The organism is Brotomerdimonas butyrica (assembly GCF_025567305.1).
Lineage (GTDB): Bacteria > Bacillota > Clostridia > Peptostreptococcales > Anaerovoracaceae > Lentihominibacter > Lentihominibacter butyricus.
Window position 1 is genome coordinate 1 of record NZ_JAOQJP010000023.1, and the last position, 19,579, is coordinate 19,579.

At 46.9% G+C, this 19,579-nt stretch carries 17 protein-coding genes and 2 pseudogenes; 12 read left to right on the forward strand and 7 right to left on the reverse strand.

Annotated elements, in window-relative coordinates:
• Nucleotides 1-143: 143 nt before the first annotated feature.
• The 3 genes from thiS to OCV59_RS11745 are packed head-to-tail and all read right to left on the reverse strand — an operon-like array spanning nt 144 to nt 2,535.
• Nucleotides 144-338 (reverse strand): sulfur carrier protein ThiS, encoded by a 195-nt coding sequence (gene thiS, locus OCV59_RS11735; protein WP_147594627.1) that lies wholly within the window; start codon nt 336-338, stop codon nt 144-146.
• 18 nt (nt 339-356) lie between these two features.
• Complete coding sequence (locus OCV59_RS11740; protein ID WP_147594628.1) at nt 357-1,388, reverse strand: ThiF family adenylyltransferase; 1,032 nt, start codon at nt 1,386-1,388, stop codon at nt 357-359.
• Between the two features lies 1 nt (nt 1,389).
• Nucleotides 1,390-2,535 (reverse strand): aminotransferase class V-fold PLP-dependent enzyme, encoded by a 1,146-nt coding sequence (locus OCV59_RS11745; RefSeq protein ID WP_147594629.1) that lies wholly within the window; start codon nt 2,533-2,535, stop codon nt 1,390-1,392.
• Nucleotides 2,536-2,991: 456 nt separating this feature from the next.
• On the opposite strand from OCV59_RS11745, the gene OCV59_RS11750 reads away from it, so the two are divergent.
• Together OCV59_RS11750 and guaA are read left to right on the forward strand one after the other, a co-directional pair.
• Complete coding sequence (locus OCV59_RS11750; protein WP_147594630.1) at nt 2,992-4,239, forward strand: MalY/PatB family protein; 1,248 nt, start codon at nt 2,992-2,994, stop codon at nt 4,237-4,239.
• Between the two features lie 171 nt (nt 4,240-4,410).
• A pseudogene (guaA, locus tag OCV59_RS11755) lies at nt 4,411-5,331 on the forward strand (glutamine-hydrolyzing GMP synthase); the annotation flags it as partial.
• A 548-nt stretch (nt 5,332-5,879) separates the two neighbouring features.
• Here the strand turns inward: guaA and OCV59_RS11760 are convergent.
• Both OCV59_RS11760 and OCV59_RS11765 read right to left on the reverse strand, forming a co-directional pair.
• Nucleotides 5,880-6,404, reverse strand: a complete 525-nt coding sequence (locus OCV59_RS11760; RefSeq protein WP_055176454.1) for a flavodoxin family protein — start codon at nt 6,402-6,404, stop codon at nt 5,880-5,882.
• A 115-nt stretch (nt 6,405-6,519) separates the two neighbouring features.
• Entirely contained in the window at nt 6,520-7,122 is a 603-nt protein-coding gene (locus tag OCV59_RS11765) for an alpha/beta hydrolase (protein WP_005337276.1), read from the reverse strand.
• A gap of 582 nt (nt 7,123-7,704) precedes the next feature.
• On the opposite strand from OCV59_RS11765, the pseudogene OCV59_RS11770 reads away from it, so the two are divergent.
• The 6 genes and pseudogenes from OCV59_RS11770 to OCV59_RS11795 all read left to right on the forward strand — a co-directional run.
• Nucleotides 7,705-7,923: pseudogene (locus OCV59_RS11770) on the forward strand (ParA family protein); the annotation flags it as partial.
• Between the two features lie 165 nt (nt 7,924-8,088).
• A complete protein-coding gene (locus OCV59_RS11775) occupies nt 8,089-8,316 on the forward strand; it encodes a YdbC family protein (RefSeq protein ID WP_147594633.1) in 228 nt (75 codons plus the stop codon).
• A gap of 164 nt (nt 8,317-8,480) precedes the next feature.
• The gene (locus OCV59_RS11780) at nt 8,481-10,139 is read left to right on the forward strand and encodes a histidine kinase N-terminal 7TM domain-containing protein (protein ID WP_147594634.1); all 1,659 of its coding nucleotides are present in this window, start codon (nt 8,481-8,483) and stop codon (nt 10,137-10,139) included.
• A complete protein-coding gene (locus OCV59_RS11785; protein ID WP_147594635.1) occupies nt 10,136-11,386 on the forward strand; it encodes a PAS domain-containing sensor histidine kinase in 1,251 nt (416 codons plus the stop codon). The genes OCV59_RS11780 and OCV59_RS11785 overlap by 4 nt, the downstream gene beginning before the upstream one ends.
• Nucleotides 11,383-12,012, forward strand: a complete 630-nt coding sequence (locus OCV59_RS11790; RefSeq protein WP_147594636.1) for a response regulator transcription factor — start codon at nt 11,383-11,385, stop codon at nt 12,010-12,012. The genes OCV59_RS11785 and OCV59_RS11790 overlap by 4 nt, the downstream gene beginning before the upstream one ends.
• 192 nt (nt 12,013-12,204) lie before the next feature.
• Entirely contained in the window at nt 12,205-12,405 is a 201-nt protein-coding gene (locus tag OCV59_RS11795; RefSeq protein ID WP_147594637.1) for a hypothetical protein, read from the forward strand.
• A 1-nt stretch (nt 12,406) separates the two neighbouring features.
• On the opposite strand, the gene OCV59_RS11800 is transcribed toward OCV59_RS11795, so the two are convergent.
• Nucleotides 12,407-12,649, reverse strand: coding sequence for a hypothetical protein (locus OCV59_RS11800; protein WP_147594638.1), 243 nt, complete (start codon nt 12,647-12,649; stop codon nt 12,407-12,409).
• Between the two features lie 192 nt (nt 12,650-12,841).
• Between OCV59_RS11800 and OCV59_RS11805 the strand changes: the two genes are divergently transcribed.
• From OCV59_RS11805 to OCV59_RS11820, 4 genes are all read left to right on the forward strand, one after another.
• Nucleotides 12,842-14,338, forward strand: a complete 1,497-nt coding sequence (locus OCV59_RS11805; RefSeq protein WP_147594639.1) for a bacterial Ig-like domain-containing protein — start codon at nt 12,842-12,844, stop codon at nt 14,336-14,338.
• A 179-nt stretch (nt 14,339-14,517) separates the two neighbouring features.
• Nucleotides 14,518-16,578 (forward strand): carbohydrate-binding domain-containing protein, encoded by a 2,061-nt coding sequence (locus tag OCV59_RS11810; protein WP_262584414.1) that lies wholly within the window; start codon nt 14,518-14,520, stop codon nt 16,576-16,578.
• A gap of 381 nt (nt 16,579-16,959) precedes the next feature.
• Nucleotides 16,960-17,535 carry a transcriptional repressor LexA gene (lexA, locus tag OCV59_RS11815; RefSeq protein WP_230324266.1) on the forward strand — a complete coding sequence of 192 codons (576 nt, stop codon included), beginning with the start codon at nt 16,960-16,962 and terminating at the stop codon, nt 17,533-17,535.
• Nucleotides 17,536-17,665: 130 nt separating this feature from the next.
• Nucleotides 17,666-18,391, forward strand: coding sequence for an ImmA/IrrE family metallo-endopeptidase (locus tag OCV59_RS11820; RefSeq protein ID WP_147594640.1), 726 nt, complete (start codon nt 17,666-17,668; stop codon nt 18,389-18,391).
• 528 nt (nt 18,392-18,919) lie between these two features.
• Here the strand turns inward: OCV59_RS11820 and OCV59_RS11825 are convergent.
• Nucleotides 18,920-19,579 (reverse strand): IS3 family transposase (locus OCV59_RS11825; protein ID WP_147594642.1); only part of this gene is annotated, 660 nt, incomplete at its 5' end.

Below are 19,579 nucleotides of genomic sequence, written 5' to 3' on the forward strand. Positions count from 1 at the left end.
GAGCAATATTTGATTCTATATTGATGTAGCGCCGTATACGAGAACCGTACGTACGGTGCAATGGGAGGGTGAGTATACTCACTCTACCCTATTATGATCACAATATTAGTTTGCGGTAACTTTGCTGATCATGCAGTATGAGATCAGCCGCCTGCAACTACACGGCGCAGCGTCACCTTGTCGCCTTCCTGCACTACGGTAGCTTCGTAGTCTGCAGGTCGTATCCTCACGTCGTTTATTTTTACCATTGCACGGCTCATGGTCTGAGCTTTCATCAGGTCAGAAACGCTTGTACCTTCGTCGACTTCGGTCTCTTTCTGGTTGAGTATGATCTTCATTGCAGCACCTCCTTTGCATTATAATCCTATATATTCAGCATAAACAGCTTTTGCTTTTTTTTCGTCGCTTACATGCTTGATTATAGCTCTGCCGTTTTTGAAAAGTTTGATCTCGATATTGCCGTCGCTGAAATCCAGAGTGTACTTAGTGTATTTCACAGTACCCTGCGATTTGAGCTTTTCGGCATATTTTTCAAAGCTGATCTCGCCTTCCTTCGTAGGGATGACCTGGACGGAATCCTTGCCGCACATCGCAGCAGTCTGAGAGCCTGTGATCTTGCCGTAGAACGCATAGTCCTTTTTACCGCAGACAGGGCATTCCACATCCTTTTCTACGGGAACATAGTCGAAATAATTCTCCCAGACATCGAATGTAACGAGTTCTTCTCTGACTGCATCCGAGCCGCTGAGTATCTTGAGCGCTTCAGCGGACTGCAGCGCAGCGACTATGCTGGCAGCGGGGTTGAGTATGCCTACTGTAGCGCATGTCGGCTGTTCGCCGGGCGCATACTGTTCTTCTCCGAGGAAGCATTTGAGACACGGTCTGTCTTCACCAGGCAGGACATTCATCGTCATTCCTGATGAGGCCAGTGTGCCGCCGTATATCCACGGCTTCTTCAGATGATAGCATGCTTCATTGAGCAGCAGGCGCACTTCCATGCTGTCTGTCGCATCGATGACTAGATCCACGTCTTCGATCAGATTATCTATCGTACCGCTGTTGACATCCGAGATGACAGGGTTTATCTCGACTTCGGAATTCACTGTCTTCAGATATTCATATGCGGCAACGACTTTAGGAGTTTCTTCCTTTGCATCTTTTTCAGTAAAGATGGTCTGCCTCTGCAGCTCGGCGAGTTCGATATAGTCTCCGTCGATGAGACGCACATATCCGACACCGGCTCTTACCAGGCTGTTTGCGACTGCGCCGCCTATGGAGCTCATTTCGATGATGGCAACGCGGCCTTTCTTTATTTTTTCCTGGCCGTCAGGACCTATTCCCGCGAAGATCTCCTGTCGTACATAACGTGATACAGTGCTTTTTTCCATATTACAATTCACCTCTGCTTATTATACCGATGCTCTCTATGCAGGCGTTTATCTCGTCTTCGGTCGTGAAATATCCCGGACTTATGCGGACGGTGCCGCCTGAATGCAGCGTGCCGATAGACTCGTGCGCATAAGGGGAGCAGTGAAGACCGCTTCGTGTGGCGATATCGAATACCTGATCGAGATATATGGAGATATCCTGAGGTTCGTATCCGTCTATCGTTATGGAAACTACCGGTCCGCGGTCATGCTCGAGCGGGCTGTGTATGTGGACTCCAGGAAGCTCGGAAAGTCCTGCGATCAGCATATCCGTAAGCTCTCTGTCGCGTGCGTTTATCTTTTCGATGCCTTCTTTCATGATGAATCTTATTCCTTCGCCAAGACCTGCGATGCCAGGGACGTTGAGCGTGCCGCTTTCATATTTGTCAGGTCTGTCTTCAGGCTGATGGAGCATCTCTGATTTGCTTCCCGTGCCGCCCTCTTTGAGAGGTCTGATATCCAGACCGGGTTTTATGTAAAGTCCGCCGGTGCCCTGCGGCCCGTACAGACATTTGTGCCCCGGAAAAGCAAGCATATCTATGTTCATTTTCTGGACGTCGATTTTCATAGCTCCTGCAGACTGCGATGCATCTACGAGGAAAGGAACTCCCTTTTCACGACAGATCGCACCTATCGCTTTGATATCGTTTATCGTGCCCGTAACATTTGACATGTGATTGATGACTACGAGACGAGTATTCTCTTTTATAGATGATGCGATATTCTCCGGATTGACACCGGTCTCTATGTCAGCTTGTACCTTTGTCACTTCAACGCCTGCATCCTTGAGATGCTCGAGCGGTCTTGCGACTGAATTGTGTTCGAGAGAAGATGTGATGACATGATCTCCCGGCTCCACTGAACCATGTATCGCCAGGTTCAGTGCATCGGTCGCATTGAAGCAGAATATGATGGATTCCGGGTTTTCCGCATGGAAAAAGCGGCTGCACAGAAGTCTTGTCTCTGCTACGATACCGCCTGCTGTAAGAGACAGCTTGTGGCCGGAACGGCCCGGATTTCCGGAAGCATTCATAAGTGCGTCGTTAACAGCAGCATAGACCGGCTCTGGTTTCTTGCCGGATGTAGCTGCATAATCTAAATAAATCATGATTCGCCTTCCTGTTGATTATAATTATACTATCTATATTGTAACATATATGCAACGCGATGAGTATCAGAAATTTTTGAACAGAAATAACAGGCAGAGGTGTTATATAAACGTGAAAATACAGTGAGCAAAACGCCCGGCATTGCTCATGAGAGCAACGCCGTGAGGCACCTGCAGACTTTACATGATATAACGATCCTTCTCCCACGAGAAGAAAAACTGCATGAGTCCGATCCTGCGGTGCCGTCCGCATCGGGTGTCTGTGTATCAGCTGTTTCTGCAGCGGGGTCTTTGAAGCGGTTTGATACTCTACTTTTATGGGTGCACCTCAGTATTGTTAAATTTATGTTATGCGAACGTTACGTGTCTGCTGCGGGCTGTGGAAACTGTGCCCTATGAATTGTGTTCTATGAATGTTATAATCATACGGCAGACTTGTGACAGGGAGATGATCGAATGAGATATGATTTTGATGAAATAATAGACAGGAAAAATACGAATTCCGAAAATGTCGAGGGATTTCGTTCCTACATGTTTTCGGACGAGCCTGACATAGAGCTTCCGGTGCCGGATGACGAGCTCATCAGGATGTGGGTGGCCGACATGGAGTTCGCGGTAGCACCCGAGATCTGTGAGGCTTTGCAGGAGAGGATAGACAAACGGATCTTCGGATATACGAGCGTGTTCGACAGCGGGTATTACGATGCGTTCTCGGGCTGGTGCAGGAAACGCTACGGCTGGGATTTTCCAAGAGAAGAGCTGGTTTTTTCGCCGGGTGTGATCCCTGCGCTTTACGAGCTGGTGGAGCTGCTGACAGAGCCTGATGAAAAGGTGCTGTTCATGACACCGTCGTATGGTTTTTTCAAGCATGCGTGCAGGTACAGCGGCAGGCAGTTCGTGTGCTCGGATCTGATAAACGATGGCGGGCATTTCCGCGTGGATCTTGACGATTTTGCTGCAAAGGCCGCGGATCCGGCGGTAAAGCTGGTGATATGGTGCAATCCGCACAATCCGACGGGCAGGGTGTGGACGGAAAGCGAAGCGCGCGAGGTGGCCGGTATCATCAAAAAAAACGGGCTGTGGGTGATATCGGATGAGATACACTGCGACCTGACGCGAAAGGGACAGCAGCACATCCCGATGGGGAAGATAATGCCGGACTACAGCAGGCTGGTCACGTGCATGGCGGCGAGCAAGACGTTCAATCTGGCAGGCATGCTGTTTTCGAATATAATCATCCGGGATGCCGGGCTGAGGAGGAAGTTCGTTAGAGCAAACAAGCTGGGCGAGTCGGTGAATCCGCTGTCGCTGGCTGCATATCAGGCTGCGTATGAAAAGGGCGGTGAGTGGCTCGATCAGCTGCAGGATTATCTTGATGCAAATTTCGAGTTCGCGGTGGAGTACATAAGAGAAAACATCCCCGGGGCGGTATGTGAGGCGTCGCAGGCGACGTACCTGCTGTGGGTGGATATGAACGGCTGCGGGATCGATACATCAGAGCTTTCGAAGTTCTTTGCAAAGTCTGCGGGGCTTCTCGTGGAAAGCGGCAACCGTCTTTTTGTCAGCAATGCTGCAGGCTTTGTACGTGTAAATCTGGCAATGCCGCGGGCACTGGTGGCTGAAGGGCTGGAACGCATGGCAGCTGCAGTGCGTGAGAAACGCCGGACAGAAACGGCTTGCTCTGAAGCGGATGCAACGGTATAATATTTCTGTCAGAATGACGACGAACATAATAATGATCGATGAAACAAAACAGTAATATCGTGCTGCCATGCGGGATCGCATGACAGCTGCAGATTTTGAACGGAGGAAAATATGGATAACAACAAGCGTCCTGAATCAATGGAACGTATCACTACGCCGGCACTTGCTGAGGCTTTCATAGAGGAGCAGGTAAAGCTGGTAAAGGAGCAGGTGGGCGATAAAAAAGTACTGCTGGCTCTTTCGGGAGGCGTCGACTCTTCAGTAGTCGCAGCGCTTCTGATAAAAGCGATAGGGCAGCAGCTCGTATGCGTGCATGTGAATCACGGACTTCTCAGAAAGGGCGAGCCTGAGCAGGTGGTAGAGGTGTTCAGGAATCAGATGAATGCGAACCTGATCTATGTCGATGCTGTCGACAGGTTTCTCGACAAGCTCGCAGGAGTGGCAGAGCCGGAGAAGAAGCGCAAGATCATAGGTGCTGAGTTTATTCGTGTGTTCGAGGAAGAGGCGCGCAAGCTCGAGGGCATAGAGTTCCTGGCTCAGGGTACGATCTATCCTGATATCCTGGAAAGTGACGGTGTAAAGGCTCATCACAATGTGGGAGGCCTGCCTGAGGATATGCAGTTCGAGCTGGTTGAGCCGGTGAAGCTGCTGTTCAAGGATGAGGTGCGTGTCGTTGGAAAAGCTCTCGGACTTCCTGACAACATGGTGTTCCGTCAGCCGTTCCCGGGACCTGGTCTCGGTGTGAGATGCCTCGGCGCGATAACTCGCGACAGACTTGAAGCGGTCCGTGAATCGGATGCTATCCTGAGAGAGGAGTTTGCGAAGAACGGTCTCGAAGGCAAGGTATGGCAGTACTTTACAGCAGTTCCTGATTTCAAGTCGGTGGGCGTGAAGGACGGAGCGAGAACATTCGCATATCCTGTGATACTGCGTGCGGTAAATACTGTCGATGCGATGACTGCGACAGTTGAAAACGTGCCGTTCGAACTGCTTGAGCATATCACGGAGCGAATCACTCACGAAGTGGAAGGCGTGAACCGCGTTCTTTACGACCTGACACCAAAGCCGGTCGGAACGATCGAGTTTGAATAGGGACGCTTAGTTTGGAGGTGTCAGAAAACCCAGGAATTATGCGGGTTTGCAGGCTATGCATTTAGAAGATGTTGCCTTTTGCAACACTTTTGCAACACCTTCATTGAAAAAGAAATTTGCAACAGATGAAATAGTGTCGAACGGTTTGCAGATAAAATAATATTTTTATATTAAGGCTTTTACCCGTTGGGGTGGAAGCCTTTTTGCATGTTTGAGATGTTTTCTATTTTAATATATCATTAAAACCAAAATAAGAAAGTGTGAGGTTGATGTTATGAGAGAACAGAAATACCATGTTTACCTAACAGCCGATGAACAGAGCAGAGTCATTCAGTCACTTATTCGACTGAAAAATGAACTTATCGAACAAGGCAGATATACTGACGCAGTGGATGATGTTCTCTGTAAAGTAGTATCAGCTAAGAAGAAGCGTAATTTTTTCATCTAACGACATATTGCCTAGAATATAAGAGGACCGCCTACACCGAAGTGCAAGCGGTCTTTTTAATGGGAATATTATCCATACAAACTGGAATTTGGTGTGTGCTTTATAAATTTTTTCCAATCCACTCAAGTTCGTTCATGGAATCCTTATTTTTTTCAAGTTCATCTCTGGCTGTTGCGTAATATGATTTTTTGAAAAGCATATCCCATGAAAGATATTTTGCCATACAGTCAAACTGCTTATCAATCAGCTCATACTGGATGCTGCCTACGGGAGAACCACCTACAACAATTGTGCCAACTTTTTTGTTTTTTAACTGCAATCCACGGCAGTAGCACTTATCAATGATAAGTTTCAATTGTGCTGACATTCCCCACCAATAAACTGGTGTAGCGAAAAGAATCATATCTGCGGCAGCAATTTTATCAATGGTAGAATTTGTATCATCCTTATCGACGCATCCCTTAGAGCATTGACAGACACCACATCCCTTGCATGGTGCAATGTTGAGTTTGTCGGGTTCAATGATTTCAATTTTATTCTTTTCTGACGCTCCTTTTATAAATGCATTGATTGCTGCCAGCGTATTTCCTTTTCTGGCACTTCCATTAATGATTACAATTTTCATGCGTGTATCCTCCAACTTCCGATTTTAATGTCACTATTATACCATAATGATACTATTATAAAAAAGGAAAAAGAGCTCCTTCGAGCTCTTTTGATTCAGTTCTGTAAACTTGAATTTATTTGGAAGATTTTATTATCCATTCATCAAGAAATTTCATTTGTTCATCCGTATGAAACCAATGCTCTCCATTTTTCATAATAGAAAGTGTTGAATTAGTCCTCTGTACAAATTCAAATATCGTTCCATAAGCGGTAAGATTATCTTTTTCACCATACAAAATGTGCGTTGGGATTTCCCATATAATAGGATTTTCTCTTGCATAGCAAAGATAATCCCATGAAAGAGTCTCTCCAAAGGTTGTCTGAATTTCTTTTTTCTCTTTGAGTTCATCCTCTGTAACATTTGCCCAAATCATCATATCAGCAATAAGCCTTTCCATATCTACAACGGGCGAAATAAAATATGCTTTCTCTATTTGCTGATTTGATAAGGCATTGATAGCAAAATACGCTCCAATGCTATTGGCAATTACTTCAACAGTCTTGTAGTTTCTATAAATTGAATTAAAAAGTAATGGAAATTCTTCTTTTGCTTCCCATGGAAACTGTGCAGTATAGTCGAGACCAATCACATCACAATTACTAAAGAGCGGTTTGTAATGAATAGCTTCTTCAGCATTACCACCTTTTCCATGTATATAAATAACTGCTTTATCCACAATAGTTATCCTCCACAAATTTCGATTTGTCTCTATCTTTATTTCTTAATTATACACAAGATTTGAAGCTTTTTCTACTTATCTATTGTTCTAAAATCTCTTTCAAAAAAATAATTAAAAAAATTTATAAAAAATAGGGTGTCAAAAGCCTGAGCAATTCCAAATAAGTAAAGGGAGTAATTCCAATCAACAAAAATGGAACGCCTTCCTTTGAAATTTAAAACTGAATATACAGGTCACTAAGACGTTAATTCTGATGATAGCCACCTTATCGGGTACGCCATAACTTTTGTGGATGCAGAACAGCGAGAACTCCCGGTATGAGTGTCAGGTTGCTCCTGACATGGCGATGACAGTCAGAAAGATAATGATACTTCTCTAAGGAGCTGGCGGAGTACCCGGCAGAGGTTAGAATCCTATGATACAGATCAGCAGTCTGTTCCTTAGTGGCTTCCCATGAGCGATACGCTAGGCAAGGGGTGTTGAGAACAAATGTTGCCACGACCGTTTAGGAAATGAAACGGTCAGGTACATAGTCATTCTACAATGGCTATGAATATTCAGGAAAGGAGGACGCAAGAAGTGTCAAACTGCAAAACGATTGCCATCTGCAATCAGAAAGGCGGAGTAGGAAAGACCACCACTTCGGTCAATCTCGGAATCGGTCTTGCAATGCAGGGAAAGAAAGTATTACTTGTTGATGCAGACCCACAGGGAGATTTAACCACTTGTCTGGGGTGGCAGGATACGGACAGTCTGGGTATCACGCTTGCAACGAAATTAACAGATGTGATGAATGAAATCTGGCTATGAATGTGCAGTTTGATAAGGGAAAGCATATGGAGAATGCTAAGGCGCAGGAACAGACGGAACCGGAGAGGGCAGGAATGACTGGGAAAGATAATCCCTTCCATTACTATCCCGACTTTTTAACTTCTTCAATACTTGAATTACGGAGGTATGAAAATGAAAGACATTACAAGCACGATCACCAAGCCCCTCGCCGTCCTCGGAGAGAACGGCAAGGGCTACACCAAGGAAGCCAACTTCATTTCGTGGAACGGAAATACCGCCAAGCTGGTCATTCGAGAGTGGCATCCGAACCACGAACGATGCGGCAAGGGCATCACGCTTACGGAGGACGAGGGCAGAAATCTTTACGCAGCACTCAAGGTAATCTATGAAAAGGAATAAAAAAGACCGCTTGTCGGCGGTCAGCGTTTAATCACGGCTGTGACGATTCATGCAAAGCCTCGTAAGAAGCAGTTGAGAAACAGACGGATTTATACTATAATCTAATTTGAGAAGGTATACCCAAGGGTAAGTAAAAACGAATGAAGGCGAAATGGGAGCTGTTTATGACTGAACAGAAAAAGAATACTATCATAATAAGCGGCATCGCTGTGCTTGCCGTGATACTGGCATATTGCTTCCGAATTATAGGCAGGGGCAGCTTCTACCCGATGCTGTTTTCCTATCTGCGCAGCTTTATCTATATCGGCCTGTTTGCCGCCTGGGGGCTTTCTGTCCGCCAGCGGATCGTGCAAAAGCAGGTATGCAGATTTATGACGGTCACTGCGGTGCTTCTTATCATCTGGATGGTAGTCCGTTCGGCGAAGTATTTTATATTCTGGCAGCCGGACGCCGTCCGTTACCTGTGGTATCTGTTCTATCTGCCCATGCTGTTTGTGCCTATGCTGGCGCTGCTGATTGCCATGTCGCTGGGGAAGCCGGACGAATACAAATTCCCCAAGGGAATGTCGATTCTGTGGATCATCTCCGGCGTATTGCTTCTGCTCGTGCTCACAAACGACCTGCACCAATTCGTATTTACCTTTCCTAAGGACGCCGCCGTGTGGACGGACAAAAACAACGGCTACTCGGTAGGCTACTTCATTAGTGTAGGCTGGCAGGTACTGTGTGCCCTTACCGCACTCGTTATTATGTTTTTCAAATGCCGCGAAAAAGGAAGGCTCCACTTTCTGCCCATTGTTCCTATGCTGCTGGCGATTGTTTACAGCGCACTTTACTATGCGGGCGTGGATTGGCTGCTCCACTTGTTCGGCGATATTGCCGCATTCCAAAGTGTGATGTATATTCTGACCTTTGAGTTTTGCATCGCCTGCGGATATATACATTCAAACAGCCGTTATGTGGACTTGTTTGCCTCCTCTGCCGGCACATCGGCAGAGATCACCGACAAGGACTTTACCGTTCGGTATGCAGCTGTAAACACTGCGCCTATCAAAAAGGAAACGATGAAAAAAGCCGAGCAAAGCCCGGTCACGATGGGCGGCTTGACCGTTCACACCATGCCCATTGACGGCGGCTATGCCGTATGGACGGAGGATGTGTCGGCTTTGCGTGACATCAAGGAGAACTCCGAGCTTCTTGCAGACGAGCTTGCCGACAGGAACGAAATACTCCGTTATGAATACAAGCGTGAAGCCAAGCGCCGCAAGGTGGAGGAGCAAAACCGCCTGTATGATCTCCTGCGTTCCGCTACGCAGACGCAGATCGACCGCATTGCGGAGCTCACTAAGGAATACCGCCGAATCTCAAGCACCGATCCCGACAGGGCCAAAACGCTCCTTGCCGAGATTGCCGTGCTGTGCAGCTATATTAAACGCCGCAAGCATCTGACGCTCCTTACCGACCGAGATATTAAAATAGCGGCAACGGAACTCCACCGTGCCTTCAATGAGTCCCTTCAAACGCTGAAGCTGTTGGGCGTCCGCAGCTCACTCTATGTGGACGAGTCTCTTTCCATGCTCTCCAGCAAAACGGCGACCGCTGTATTTGATTTTTATGAATCGGTTATTGAAGCCGATATTTTGAATTTAACAGGCATACAAGTGAGCCTCATAAAGGCAAACGGCTTGCGTTTGTCACTGAATGTGTGCTGCAAAGCCGACCTTTCCGCTTTGGTAAGCGGAGACGGTATCCGCTGTGAAAAAGAGGATGACGAGGAATACCAGCGCCTTGTATTTGAAGCGAAAGAAGGTGACAGGAAATGAGTGCATTTTCTTCCCTTTCTGAATTTTGGCAGACCATGCTGCCGTTTATCATGCTTGTGGAGATCGTCCTTGAAATCGGGCTGTTTATGTATCAGCTTCTTCGCAGCAATAAGCCGGTGCGCAGCCTGCTGAGCCTGGCGGTGATGGCGGTGATGATCCCGCTGCTGTTCTCCGTTTCCCAGGCAGATCCCGATAATATCGGGGACGCGTTTCTGCTGGGCGCACCGTGGCTGATATTTGCCGCTGCCATTTTCCTTGCGGCAGTTCACTTTGCCATTGCTCTGCCGCGGGAATACCGCCGTAAAAAGAACGAGCTCTCGCCGTTCTCAATTAAGGAAGCAACGGATAAGCTGCCTATGGGCATCTGCTTTGCCGACCCGAACGGCAGGATCATCCTGTGCAACAACCGTATGCGCAGGCTGTCCTTTGCCCTTTGCGGCCACGAGCTGCAAATCAAAAGCGATATGGAAAATGCCCTGAGCGTGCCGGACAGATCCGTAACCGTCAAGGATGATTGCTACATCCTGCCCGACAAGACCGTCTGGCAGTTTCGCACACAAAATATCACCGTGGACGGCGATGACCGCTGGCAACAGATAACGGCACACAATGTAACCGAGCTGTATAACGGCTACCAAAAGCAAGAGGAAATAAATAAAGAACTGGCAGAAGTCAATCGAAAGCTCAGGAAGATGTACGCTCGCATGGAGGACGATGTCAAGGAGAAGGAAAGCCTTGACCTAAAGGTCTATATTCACGATACTATCGGGCGAAGCCTCCTGACCATCCGTGACATCATAGACAGCGGCGAGGATACCGAGAGAAAACTTGAGGCTTTGCAAAATGCCATCGGTATGCTGGCAAGCAACCGTGTCACCTCTGTCAGCACAATGGACGAGGTAAAAAGAACCGCCCGGCAGCTTGGCGTGACTGTAAAAATCGACGGCTACCTGCCCCGTGATACCGCAGCCGAGGAGCTGACTGTTGCCGCCGCCAAGGAGTGCGTGACCAACTGCATCAAGCACGCAGACGGGAATGAGGTATATATCCACATTGCCCAGCGGGGCGAACACTATGATGTTACCATAACCAACAACGGCAAAGTACCCACAAAGCCGATAAAGGAAGGCAGCGGCCTGTCAACACTTCGCCGCAGTATTGAAAGCTCCGACGGCGAAATGCATATTTCGCACAATCCGCGCTTTGCTCTTCTGATTACGATTCCCGCAAAGGAGATCAGCCTATGATAAACACCATACTTGTAGAGGATGATTTATACATCCAAAAGCACTTTGTCGATCGTCTTGCGACAGACGGCGAGTTTTATCTTGTCGGCGTTTTCCGTGACGCCTTTGAAGCGGAAAAGCATTGCGACGCCACCGTAAAGCTCGTCCTTATGGATGTGCAGACGCAGCACAAGCATTCCGGTCTTGCCGCCGCAGAGCGCATCAAAAAGGCTTTTCCGCAAATCAAAATCGTTGTGGCTACCTCGCTTGTTGATCCGCAGGTGTTGGAACGAGCCAAAATGGGCGCCGCCGACAGCCTGTGGTATAAGGATCACGGCACGGAGGAACTGATGAGCGTGGTAAAGCGCACCCTGGCAGGGGAAAAGGTCTTCCCCGATATCGCTCCGGCCATTGAAATGGAGGGTACGATGTCCGATGCCTTCTCGCCTCGGCAGTTAGACATCCTGCGCCTGTATATAAAGGGCTTCACCTATCAGGAAATCGCTGACAAGCTGGGTATCTCCAAAAACGGCGTTCGCTGGAACCTGGATGATATGGTGGAAAAGGGCGGCTTTGAAAGCAGAGAATCGCTGGTTGCAACCGCCATTGAAAACAAGCTCATGGTAACCACCTTAAAAGACGAATAAGAGGAATTGAACCCCTTGGCTGTACGGTCAAGGGGTTTTTTGCACCTAAAAGGCAAAAAATTTTGAAAAAAATCGAATTTTTCCTTCTGTCACTGGCACAAGTGCCAGTGACAAGCACCAAAAAATCCGTACAATAGATACTGTAAAATTAGGGTTGTGCTTTTAATGGAGGTCAAGGCGTATTCGCCCTGGATGTTCAAAGAAAGAATGGCAATCCGTGACAAGGTAAAACGGAACCCGGAAAACTGCCGGGTCATTCTCTTTGTGGATGACGATACAGACGGAGAGTTGACCGAAAAGGTACGGCAGGCAAAGCGCGAGGGTCTGATAGACGCTTTTCTCTTCGGCTCGGTGTCCGAAAACTACTTTGCTTCGGTGATCGACAGCGTTTAAATCACAAGGTGATGGACAACAGCACTGAGCGCAGTATACAAGACGGAGGTCTTGGTTTTGGTCCAAACCGGGAGTAGCACTCCTGCATGAGCGTGTCAATGCCCGTCAGGTTCTTCTCCCAAAAGCGCTCGGCAATGTCCAATAGCCTATCCGGCAATTCTGCCGGGTTGGCATAGTGGTTGCGCAACTGCTCAACCACAAAATTCTGGTAGGCCACATGGCCGCCAGGATAAATCGGTAACATCGAAGTCGCCCCCTGTTCGCAAAAGTCATTTCTGTAAACAAGGGCGCGAAGCGCCTCGTTTTTCGAGCCGTTTGTAAAGCTCTTTTTGCAAAAAAAGTGGGTGATTTCGATAAAAAAGGAACCTCCAAACCCAGTGTTTTCAATGGGCTGGAGATTCCGAGAGTCTATATACTTTTTAAGGAGGAAGGAATCATGAAAAAGCAATGGCTCAGCATTGTACTGGTGCTCTGTATGGTGCTGTGCATGGCGCCCGCAACGGCGCTTGCAGCGGAGGGTGAAACGGGTACGCTGAAGATTACCGTGGATATAAGTGGGGTGTATGAAGGGGACAATGTAGGAGACAAGACATTTAGCTTTGAGATTCTCCGCAAATACGCTAATTATGGCCACTATAAATATGTGGACATTACCATTAAGTCGGGCGAGACAGAGCACACAGTGGATGTGCCAGTCGAGGCGGGAACATATGTCGTAAAGCAAATCCGTCATGCTACGATAGACAAATATGATTGGAAGAGTGCGTCCCATCAACCCGGCAGCCAAATTGAAAGCAGCGCTCAGGAAGTGTATGCAGGCAAGATAAAGTCGGTTACCGTACATAACTCTTACGAAATAGCGGTAGCAAAGGAGATCACCGAGCTGCCGATCACGGTGACCGGATATGCGCTGGGTGCAAAGGCGGACGACATCAAGGCTTCAACAGACCAGATGCGCGTTACTATCAATAAGGTTACCATCAAGCAGCGTAATGCAAGCGGCGGCTGGGATAATCTGGCACCTGATGCCACGATTCAGGCAGATATCCAGTATGGGGTAGAAATCCTTGTTAACGCAAAAACGGGGTATACCTACACCGGGCTTACAGGGGATAAGGTGACCGTAAACGGGAAAAAGGCAAGCGAATTTGAGAAGAATCCATCGACTCAACCTGGCGTCGATATGCGGGTATTCCACGAGCTTGAGGTGCTGAAGGTCGTCAAGAAGGTGGATCACATTGAGATCACAACACCGCCTACCAAGACCGTGTACAAGGGTGGCGACAAGTTTGACCCGACGGGCATGGTGGTCACTGCGGTTTACAAAGATGGCACCAGCGAACCCATTACCAACTACAGCATATTCCATGGTGACAAGCTCACGAAGGGACAGGAGTATGTGACGATCCAGTATGACGATGGTAGCGGCAATAGCGATATCAAGGTCAGGCAGACCATCACCGTGGGCGCATATGAGGGGCCCCACACCCACACCTACGCCGGCAGCCCGTGGTACCAGGACGCGACGAGCCATTGGCATCAGTGTACCGACAGCACCTGCCCGGATCCGCGCGCCAGCGCAACGGAACTGGCCTCCCACACCTTCGTGTGGAAGGTAGACCAGGCGGCCACCACGACCCAGACCGGCCTGAAGCATGAGGAGTGTACCGTCTGCAGCTATAAGCGCAGCGAGAATACGGTCATCGACAAGCTACCCGATGACGGCAGCGCCAATCCGGGCGAAAACACCGGCAGCACAGACAGCAGCGATAACAACGCCAATAAACCCGCAAAGGAGGACTCCGTCAAATCTCCTCAGACCGGCGACACAAGAACGCTGGGGTTTTGGATCGTTCTTCTCTTTGTCAGCGGCGGCGTTCTGACCGTGCTGGGCCTGAACGGCAAAAAAAGAAAGGAATCCGAGGCTGAATAAGCCGACGCTTCCGAAATCGAAATAACCTAAACACAATAGGCGGTGACGGATCATTCCGCCACCGCCTATTTTATTGAAAGTGGACTTGGCAGCAAGTCCCTTTCCGAAAGGCGGCAACCACGGCGTTGCCGCTGTCGGAGGAAGAAAATAGCGGACAATTAAAAAATGGAGGAATTGTTATGAAGAAAAAACTATTTGCAATCCTACTCAGCATTGTAATGGTAGCTGGATTGCTACCGACCATAGCCTTTGCTGCGGAAAACTACAATCTGTATGTAAACGGCGAACAGTTCACAAGCGAAAAGCTCTCTATCGCTTGTGGAGAAGGAACCGCAAGCTACGACCCGAATACAAAGACCCTTACGCTTAACAATGCCACAATTACAAACGGCGGCAAAAGCGATGAAAGTCCTAAGTACGGTATCAGAGTAGTTGGAGACACCGATTTAACGATCAAACTTTCTGGCACAAACAGCATTACTTTAGATAACGGCGGCGGAATTTTTGCAGACGGCAGCAGTGATAATTACAATATTATCGGTGACGGTAAGCTTACAATCAATGTAAAATGGGATGCACTCTATACGCTTAATGGCAACATCAGCATATCCGAAGGTGCAGAGCTTGATATAACTTCTGCCGAGGGCTGCGGAATTACATCTTATAATAAAGGAAAAATTGTTATGGATGGCGCAAAGGTTGCAGTTTCTTCCTATTACACTGCCGCAGGCGCCAAGGAGCTGGAGATCAAAAACAACAGCGAGGTTGTTTTGATCGCAAGGGAGGATAATTTTAATGCAGCGTATATGGGCGATGAAAACGGCGCGGGCAAAATTGAAATTATCAACTCCAAGGTGGAAGCAACAAGCCATTATCCCGCTTTGTTTACCGAGGGCAATCTGACGGTTAACGGCGGCGAGATAAAATGCACCTCTACTGCGGACGGCGCAATATGGACAAAAGGCGATATTCTGATCAAGGGCGGCGCCAAAGTAACCACTTACAGTGAATACCCCATGGGCGGTAACGGATCTTTCACCGTAGAAGAAGCAGAGATTGATGCAAAGAATACGAATGAGAATAATATCCCTGCAATTTTCGATGAATGTGTGCCTGTGATTGCCGATGGCTATCACCTGAACTATGCAAAAGCTGTAGACTCGGAAGGAACAGAAATTGACCTGCTTTCCAGCGGTACTCAGTATTTTGCGCTTTATAAAAACGTTCATTTTATCACAAAGGCTGTCTATCCGGTTTCTTTCGTTGTAACGCCAGACGGTCTGACCAATGTTGTTGTTAAAGTGAATGGTCAGGAGGTTACTGGACCTGTCAGTTTGGAAGCAGGAACTTACCCTGTTGAGGTAACAGCTGATAACTGCAAAGCGTACAGCGGCAATATAACGATTACGGCTGATACGGCAACGCACACGCAGACGATTGCAATGACTTATTTACCTGCGGACTACACTAAGGTCGACGAAGCTATTGCCAAAGCAAATGCCCTGAACAAGGACGAGTACAAAGACTTCTCTGCTGTGGAAGCTGCCGTCAATGCTGTTGTCCGTGACAAGAACATCACTGAACAGAGCGAAGTTGACGCAATGGCAAAGGCAATTGAAGATGCCATTGCCGCCCTGCAATACAAAGATGCCGACTACATCAAAATTGAGGTTCCTTTCAAGCTCACTGTGAAGAAGACCGGGGAAATGGATCCTGGTAAGGAGACCTTCAAGTTTGCCATCGAGAGATTCGGTGCCACCACCGAATATGTGCTGGTTCAGGATACCGTTGAGACCGAAGGCGAAAAGACCTACGAGGGTAAATTTATCTTCACGATCAAAGAAAATCAGGCAGGCAATCTCTCAGAGGGCTTCGTTATCCGTCAGGTCAAGGGAAATGCAGAAGGCTGGACTTACGACGAGACAAAGTTCTATGCAATACCGATGTTTGCCGATACCTACACAAATGTTGCGGGCTGGTCTTTCCTCAAGTATGATGAGAACGCTGAACTTGACTACAACAACCCGATTGAAGAAATCGGCTTCACTAACAGCTATAGTGCCAAGAAACCTGTTGTTCCTTCGGAGCCGACTGAGCCTACCAAACCTGACGATACCATCAAATCCCCGCAGACGGGAGACACAAGCAATATGGTTCTGTGGATTGCCCTGCTGCTTGTCAGCGGTAGCGCAGCCATTGGTACAACGGTTGTAAGCAGGAAGAAAAAGTACAACAGATAATTGAATAGCGTTCCCTTGCTCCATCTTCCGAGCAAGACAAAAGCGTCGTAGTAATACGGCGCTTTTGTCGGAGGAAGAAAATAGCGGATAGAATTATTTTGGAGGAATGAAAATGAAGAAGAAACTTCTCGGTAAGAATCCGGAACTTGTATTGTATAAGAAAAGATGAGAATAGAGAAAAATAGTAAGCCATTGGAGTTAATGATTTCAGTGCAAGCAAAGGAATTTTGAGGTGTTAGCAAATTGCGACACCTCTTTTCTTTTACGAAAAACCTACTTGAAAAATTTTTCGTATCAGGTATAATAAAACTATCGAAAGCAAACTGCTTCCGATACAAAAGAAAGTGAGGTGCAGGTATGAGAAGCAAGAGTCCTGAACTTATGAGTGAGATAAAAAAGTATATCGAGGATTATTACCTGCAAAACAGACAATCCCCATCGACTACAAAAATTGCTGAAGCTGTTGGCATTGCCAGAGGTACAGCATATAAATACTTAGTAGAGATGGCTGAGAAGAATATGATTGAGTACGACGGGCAGGAGATTCGCACCAATGTGACCCGTAAGTACAGTGGCGAACAGACACAGACACCGATTGTAGGTTCTATTCCTTGTGGCAGTCCTCAGTATGAGGAAGAAAATATTGAAGAATATGTATCACTTCCTACTGCTATTTTCGGCAAAGGAGATTTCTTCATATTAAGAGCAAGCGGTCAGTCTATGATTGAAGCAGGGATTGATGACGGCGACCTTGTGGTTGTTAAAAAGCAGGTAGAAGCCAATGATGGCGATATAGTAGTTGCCCTTGTGGATAATCAGAATACATTGAAACGCTACTTCAGAGATGATGAGAATAAGAAAATCATTCTCCACCCGGAAAATAAGAAGATGAAAGACATCATTGTAGATGAGTGCTGCATTCAGGGTGTGGCTTGTCACATCATCAAAGAACTATAACAGAGGACAGACGAATGAGAACACTTGAAGGAATTCGCTATCTAATCAATTTGGATAGTGCGGAAATACAACAGAACTTTGCCGGAGGAGTTGCACCGCCGGACAAGGTGGAGTCGGAGGTGGACACAACTTGAGTATTTATATGTCAAGAGCCGAGTTGGAAGAAATCAGCGAAGGCTTGATAACAGCTTATGCTAATAAGTTTAGCAATCGAGTGATTCAATCCATCGACATAGAACATTTCATTACAGAATTTCTTATGTTACGAATTGAATACGATTCTTTCGCAGAAGATGATGCAGGCAAGATTGGTTTTCTGGCAGATGGAGCAACACCACTGCTGATACATCAGGACGGAAAAATTATTCCCTTTGTTTTCCCGAAAGATACCATCGTACTTGATAAATTTCTTCTTGCTGAAAAGGAGCAGGGACGTCGCAGATTTACAATGGCACACGAAGCGTCACATCATATCTTGAGTAAGATGTATGCAATGCCGAGTGAAGGACGCTTTCATGCAGAGTATGACAGTGAGCGTAGTTATTCCAAAGAGGAACTGGCTCAGATGTTTGCGTCTGTTGAGTGGCAGGCAGATACAATGGGAGCTTCGCTTCTTATGCCGAGAAGAATTATTGAAAATGCCTTGGCGAAATATAATCAGTCAAATCCGATAAAAGTTTATGGCGATAATACCATTACTTCAAAGGATAAAGCAGTTATCCGTAGAATGGCAGCTTATATCGGAGTATCTTATACAGCCTTGGTTATCAGATTGAGAGATATGGGACTATTTGAGTATCATAATATCCTTGAGTACATTTCCAATGAGTTAAATCTGGGAGGTGTTTCACAATGAGGTTACAGACTCAGGTAGCACCTGAAATACAAAAGAGATTGCTTCTGTCAAGAGTAGAAGTAGAAAGTCTGAAAGAGCGTGATATTCTCTGCCCGACTTGCGGGTTCAGGATACAAAGAGTTTTTTCAGACGCAACCGGACATTTGAGTGTGAAGTGTCAGAAATGCAAGAATGTCCACATTTTAAATCTTGCTTACTTCCGCAGAATCCGCAGGAACGGATATGGCAGGAATTGCAGGCGATGAAGATAAGATTACAAGTAAATATCGAAACGATTTCTAATCGAGTAAGCGGAGATAAGCAATTTATTTGCTAAACTACCAAGCACCGTACGAAGCCGGATAAGTGAAGAATAGAAGTATTCTTTGCTGTCCAGATTCGACGGTGCTTTTTTTGTTGCTGTTTTATTCGATTATGCTTCGTGCAGTATTAGGTCTTTTCCCTTATTCGGGAAAGGACCTTTTATGTTTTATACCGTTTGGCAATGCCAAATAGCGAAGTATGAAGTGTACCCATAAAAGTAGAGTATCAAACCTCGTTTTTCCCCTGCCTGTAGAATTCATCAGGGGTTAAATATCCGAATGTTTCGTGTGGCCTTTCTTTCGGATAGAAATGCCACACGTATTCATATACATCCCGCTTAGCCTGCTGGATCGTATCATACTCATCTGAAAGCCATTCCGATTTCATCTTACCCCAGAAGCTTTCCATCGGAGCATTATCCCAGCAGTCTCCTTTTCTGCTCATGCTGCAAAGAAAATCATGCCGGCTTATCAGTTGTCTGTATTCTTTTGCACAATAGGTAGATCCCCGGTCTGAATGTATGATACAACCGGGCTTTCCACATCCTCTCATGATCATATCATCAAATGCATCCATTACAAGCTTTTTATCATTACGGGTACTCATTGCGATACCTACAGGCATATCTCCATAAAGATCCAGGATGCCTGCCACGTAGAGCTTTCCCTGTCTGGTCGTGATCACTGTCGTATCACTGAGCATCTTGGAATCAGGCTCTTCTGCTGTAAAGTCTCTGTCGATCAGGTTATCTGCGATCATTTCATCGTGATCAGAATCTGTTGTACAGATATATTTTTTACAGGACTTTGAAAACAGGCAGCATTCCTGCATGATGCGTTCTACACGCTTATGGTTTATTGGTTTTTTATGCATCTTGTTTAAAAT

What these genes read in the sequence shown, in the direction of transcription:
- OCV59_RS11760 (WP_055176454.1), bottom strand. Translation starts at nt 6,404, where the DNA reads ATGAAAATTGTAATCATTAATGGAAGTGCCAGAAAAGGAAATACGCTG.
- OCV59_RS11740 (WP_147594628.1), bottom strand. Translation starts at nt 1,388, where the DNA reads ATGGAAAAAAGCACTGTATCACGTTATGTACGACAGGAGATCTTCGCG.
- OCV59_RS11790 (WP_147594636.1), top strand. Translation starts at nt 11,383, where the DNA reads ATGATAAACACCATACTTGTAGAGGATGATTTATACATCCAAAAGCAC.
- lexA (WP_230324266.1), top strand. Translation starts at nt 16,960, where the DNA reads ATGAGTGAGATAAAAAAGTATATCGAGGATTATTACCTGCAAAACAGA.
- OCV59_RS11785 (WP_147594635.1), top strand. Translation starts at nt 10,136, where the DNA reads ATGAGTGCATTTTCTTCCCTTTCTGAATTTTGGCAGACCATGCTGCCG.
- OCV59_RS11810 (WP_262584414.1), top strand. Translation starts at nt 14,518, where the DNA reads ATGAAGAAAAAACTATTTGCAATCCTACTCAGCATTGTAATGGTAGCT.
- OCV59_RS11795 (WP_147594637.1), top strand. Translation starts at nt 12,205, where the DNA reads ATGTTCAAAGAAAGAATGGCAATCCGTGACAAGGTAAAACGGAACCCG.
- OCV59_RS11780 (WP_147594634.1), top strand. Translation starts at nt 8,481, where the DNA reads ATGACTGAACAGAAAAAGAATACTATCATAATAAGCGGCATCGCTGTG.
- OCV59_RS11745 (WP_147594629.1), bottom strand. Translation starts at nt 2,535, where the DNA reads ATGATTTATTTAGATTATGCAGCTACATCCGGCAAGAAACCAGAGCCG.
- OCV59_RS11800 (WP_147594638.1), bottom strand. Translation starts at nt 12,649, where the DNA reads ATGTTACCGATTTATCCTGGCGGCCATGTGGCCTACCAGAATTTTGTG.
- OCV59_RS11775 (WP_147594633.1), top strand. Translation starts at nt 8,089, where the DNA reads ATGAAAGACATTACAAGCACGATCACCAAGCCCCTCGCCGTCCTCGGA.
- OCV59_RS11750 (WP_147594630.1), top strand. Translation starts at nt 2,992, where the DNA reads ATGAGATATGATTTTGATGAAATAATAGACAGGAAAAATACGAATTCC.
- thiS (WP_147594627.1), bottom strand. Translation starts at nt 338, where the DNA reads ATGAAGATCATACTCAACCAGAAAGAGACCGAAGTCGACGAAGGTACA.
- OCV59_RS11805 (WP_147594639.1), top strand. Translation starts at nt 12,842, where the DNA reads ATGAAAAAGCAATGGCTCAGCATTGTACTGGTGCTCTGTATGGTGCTG.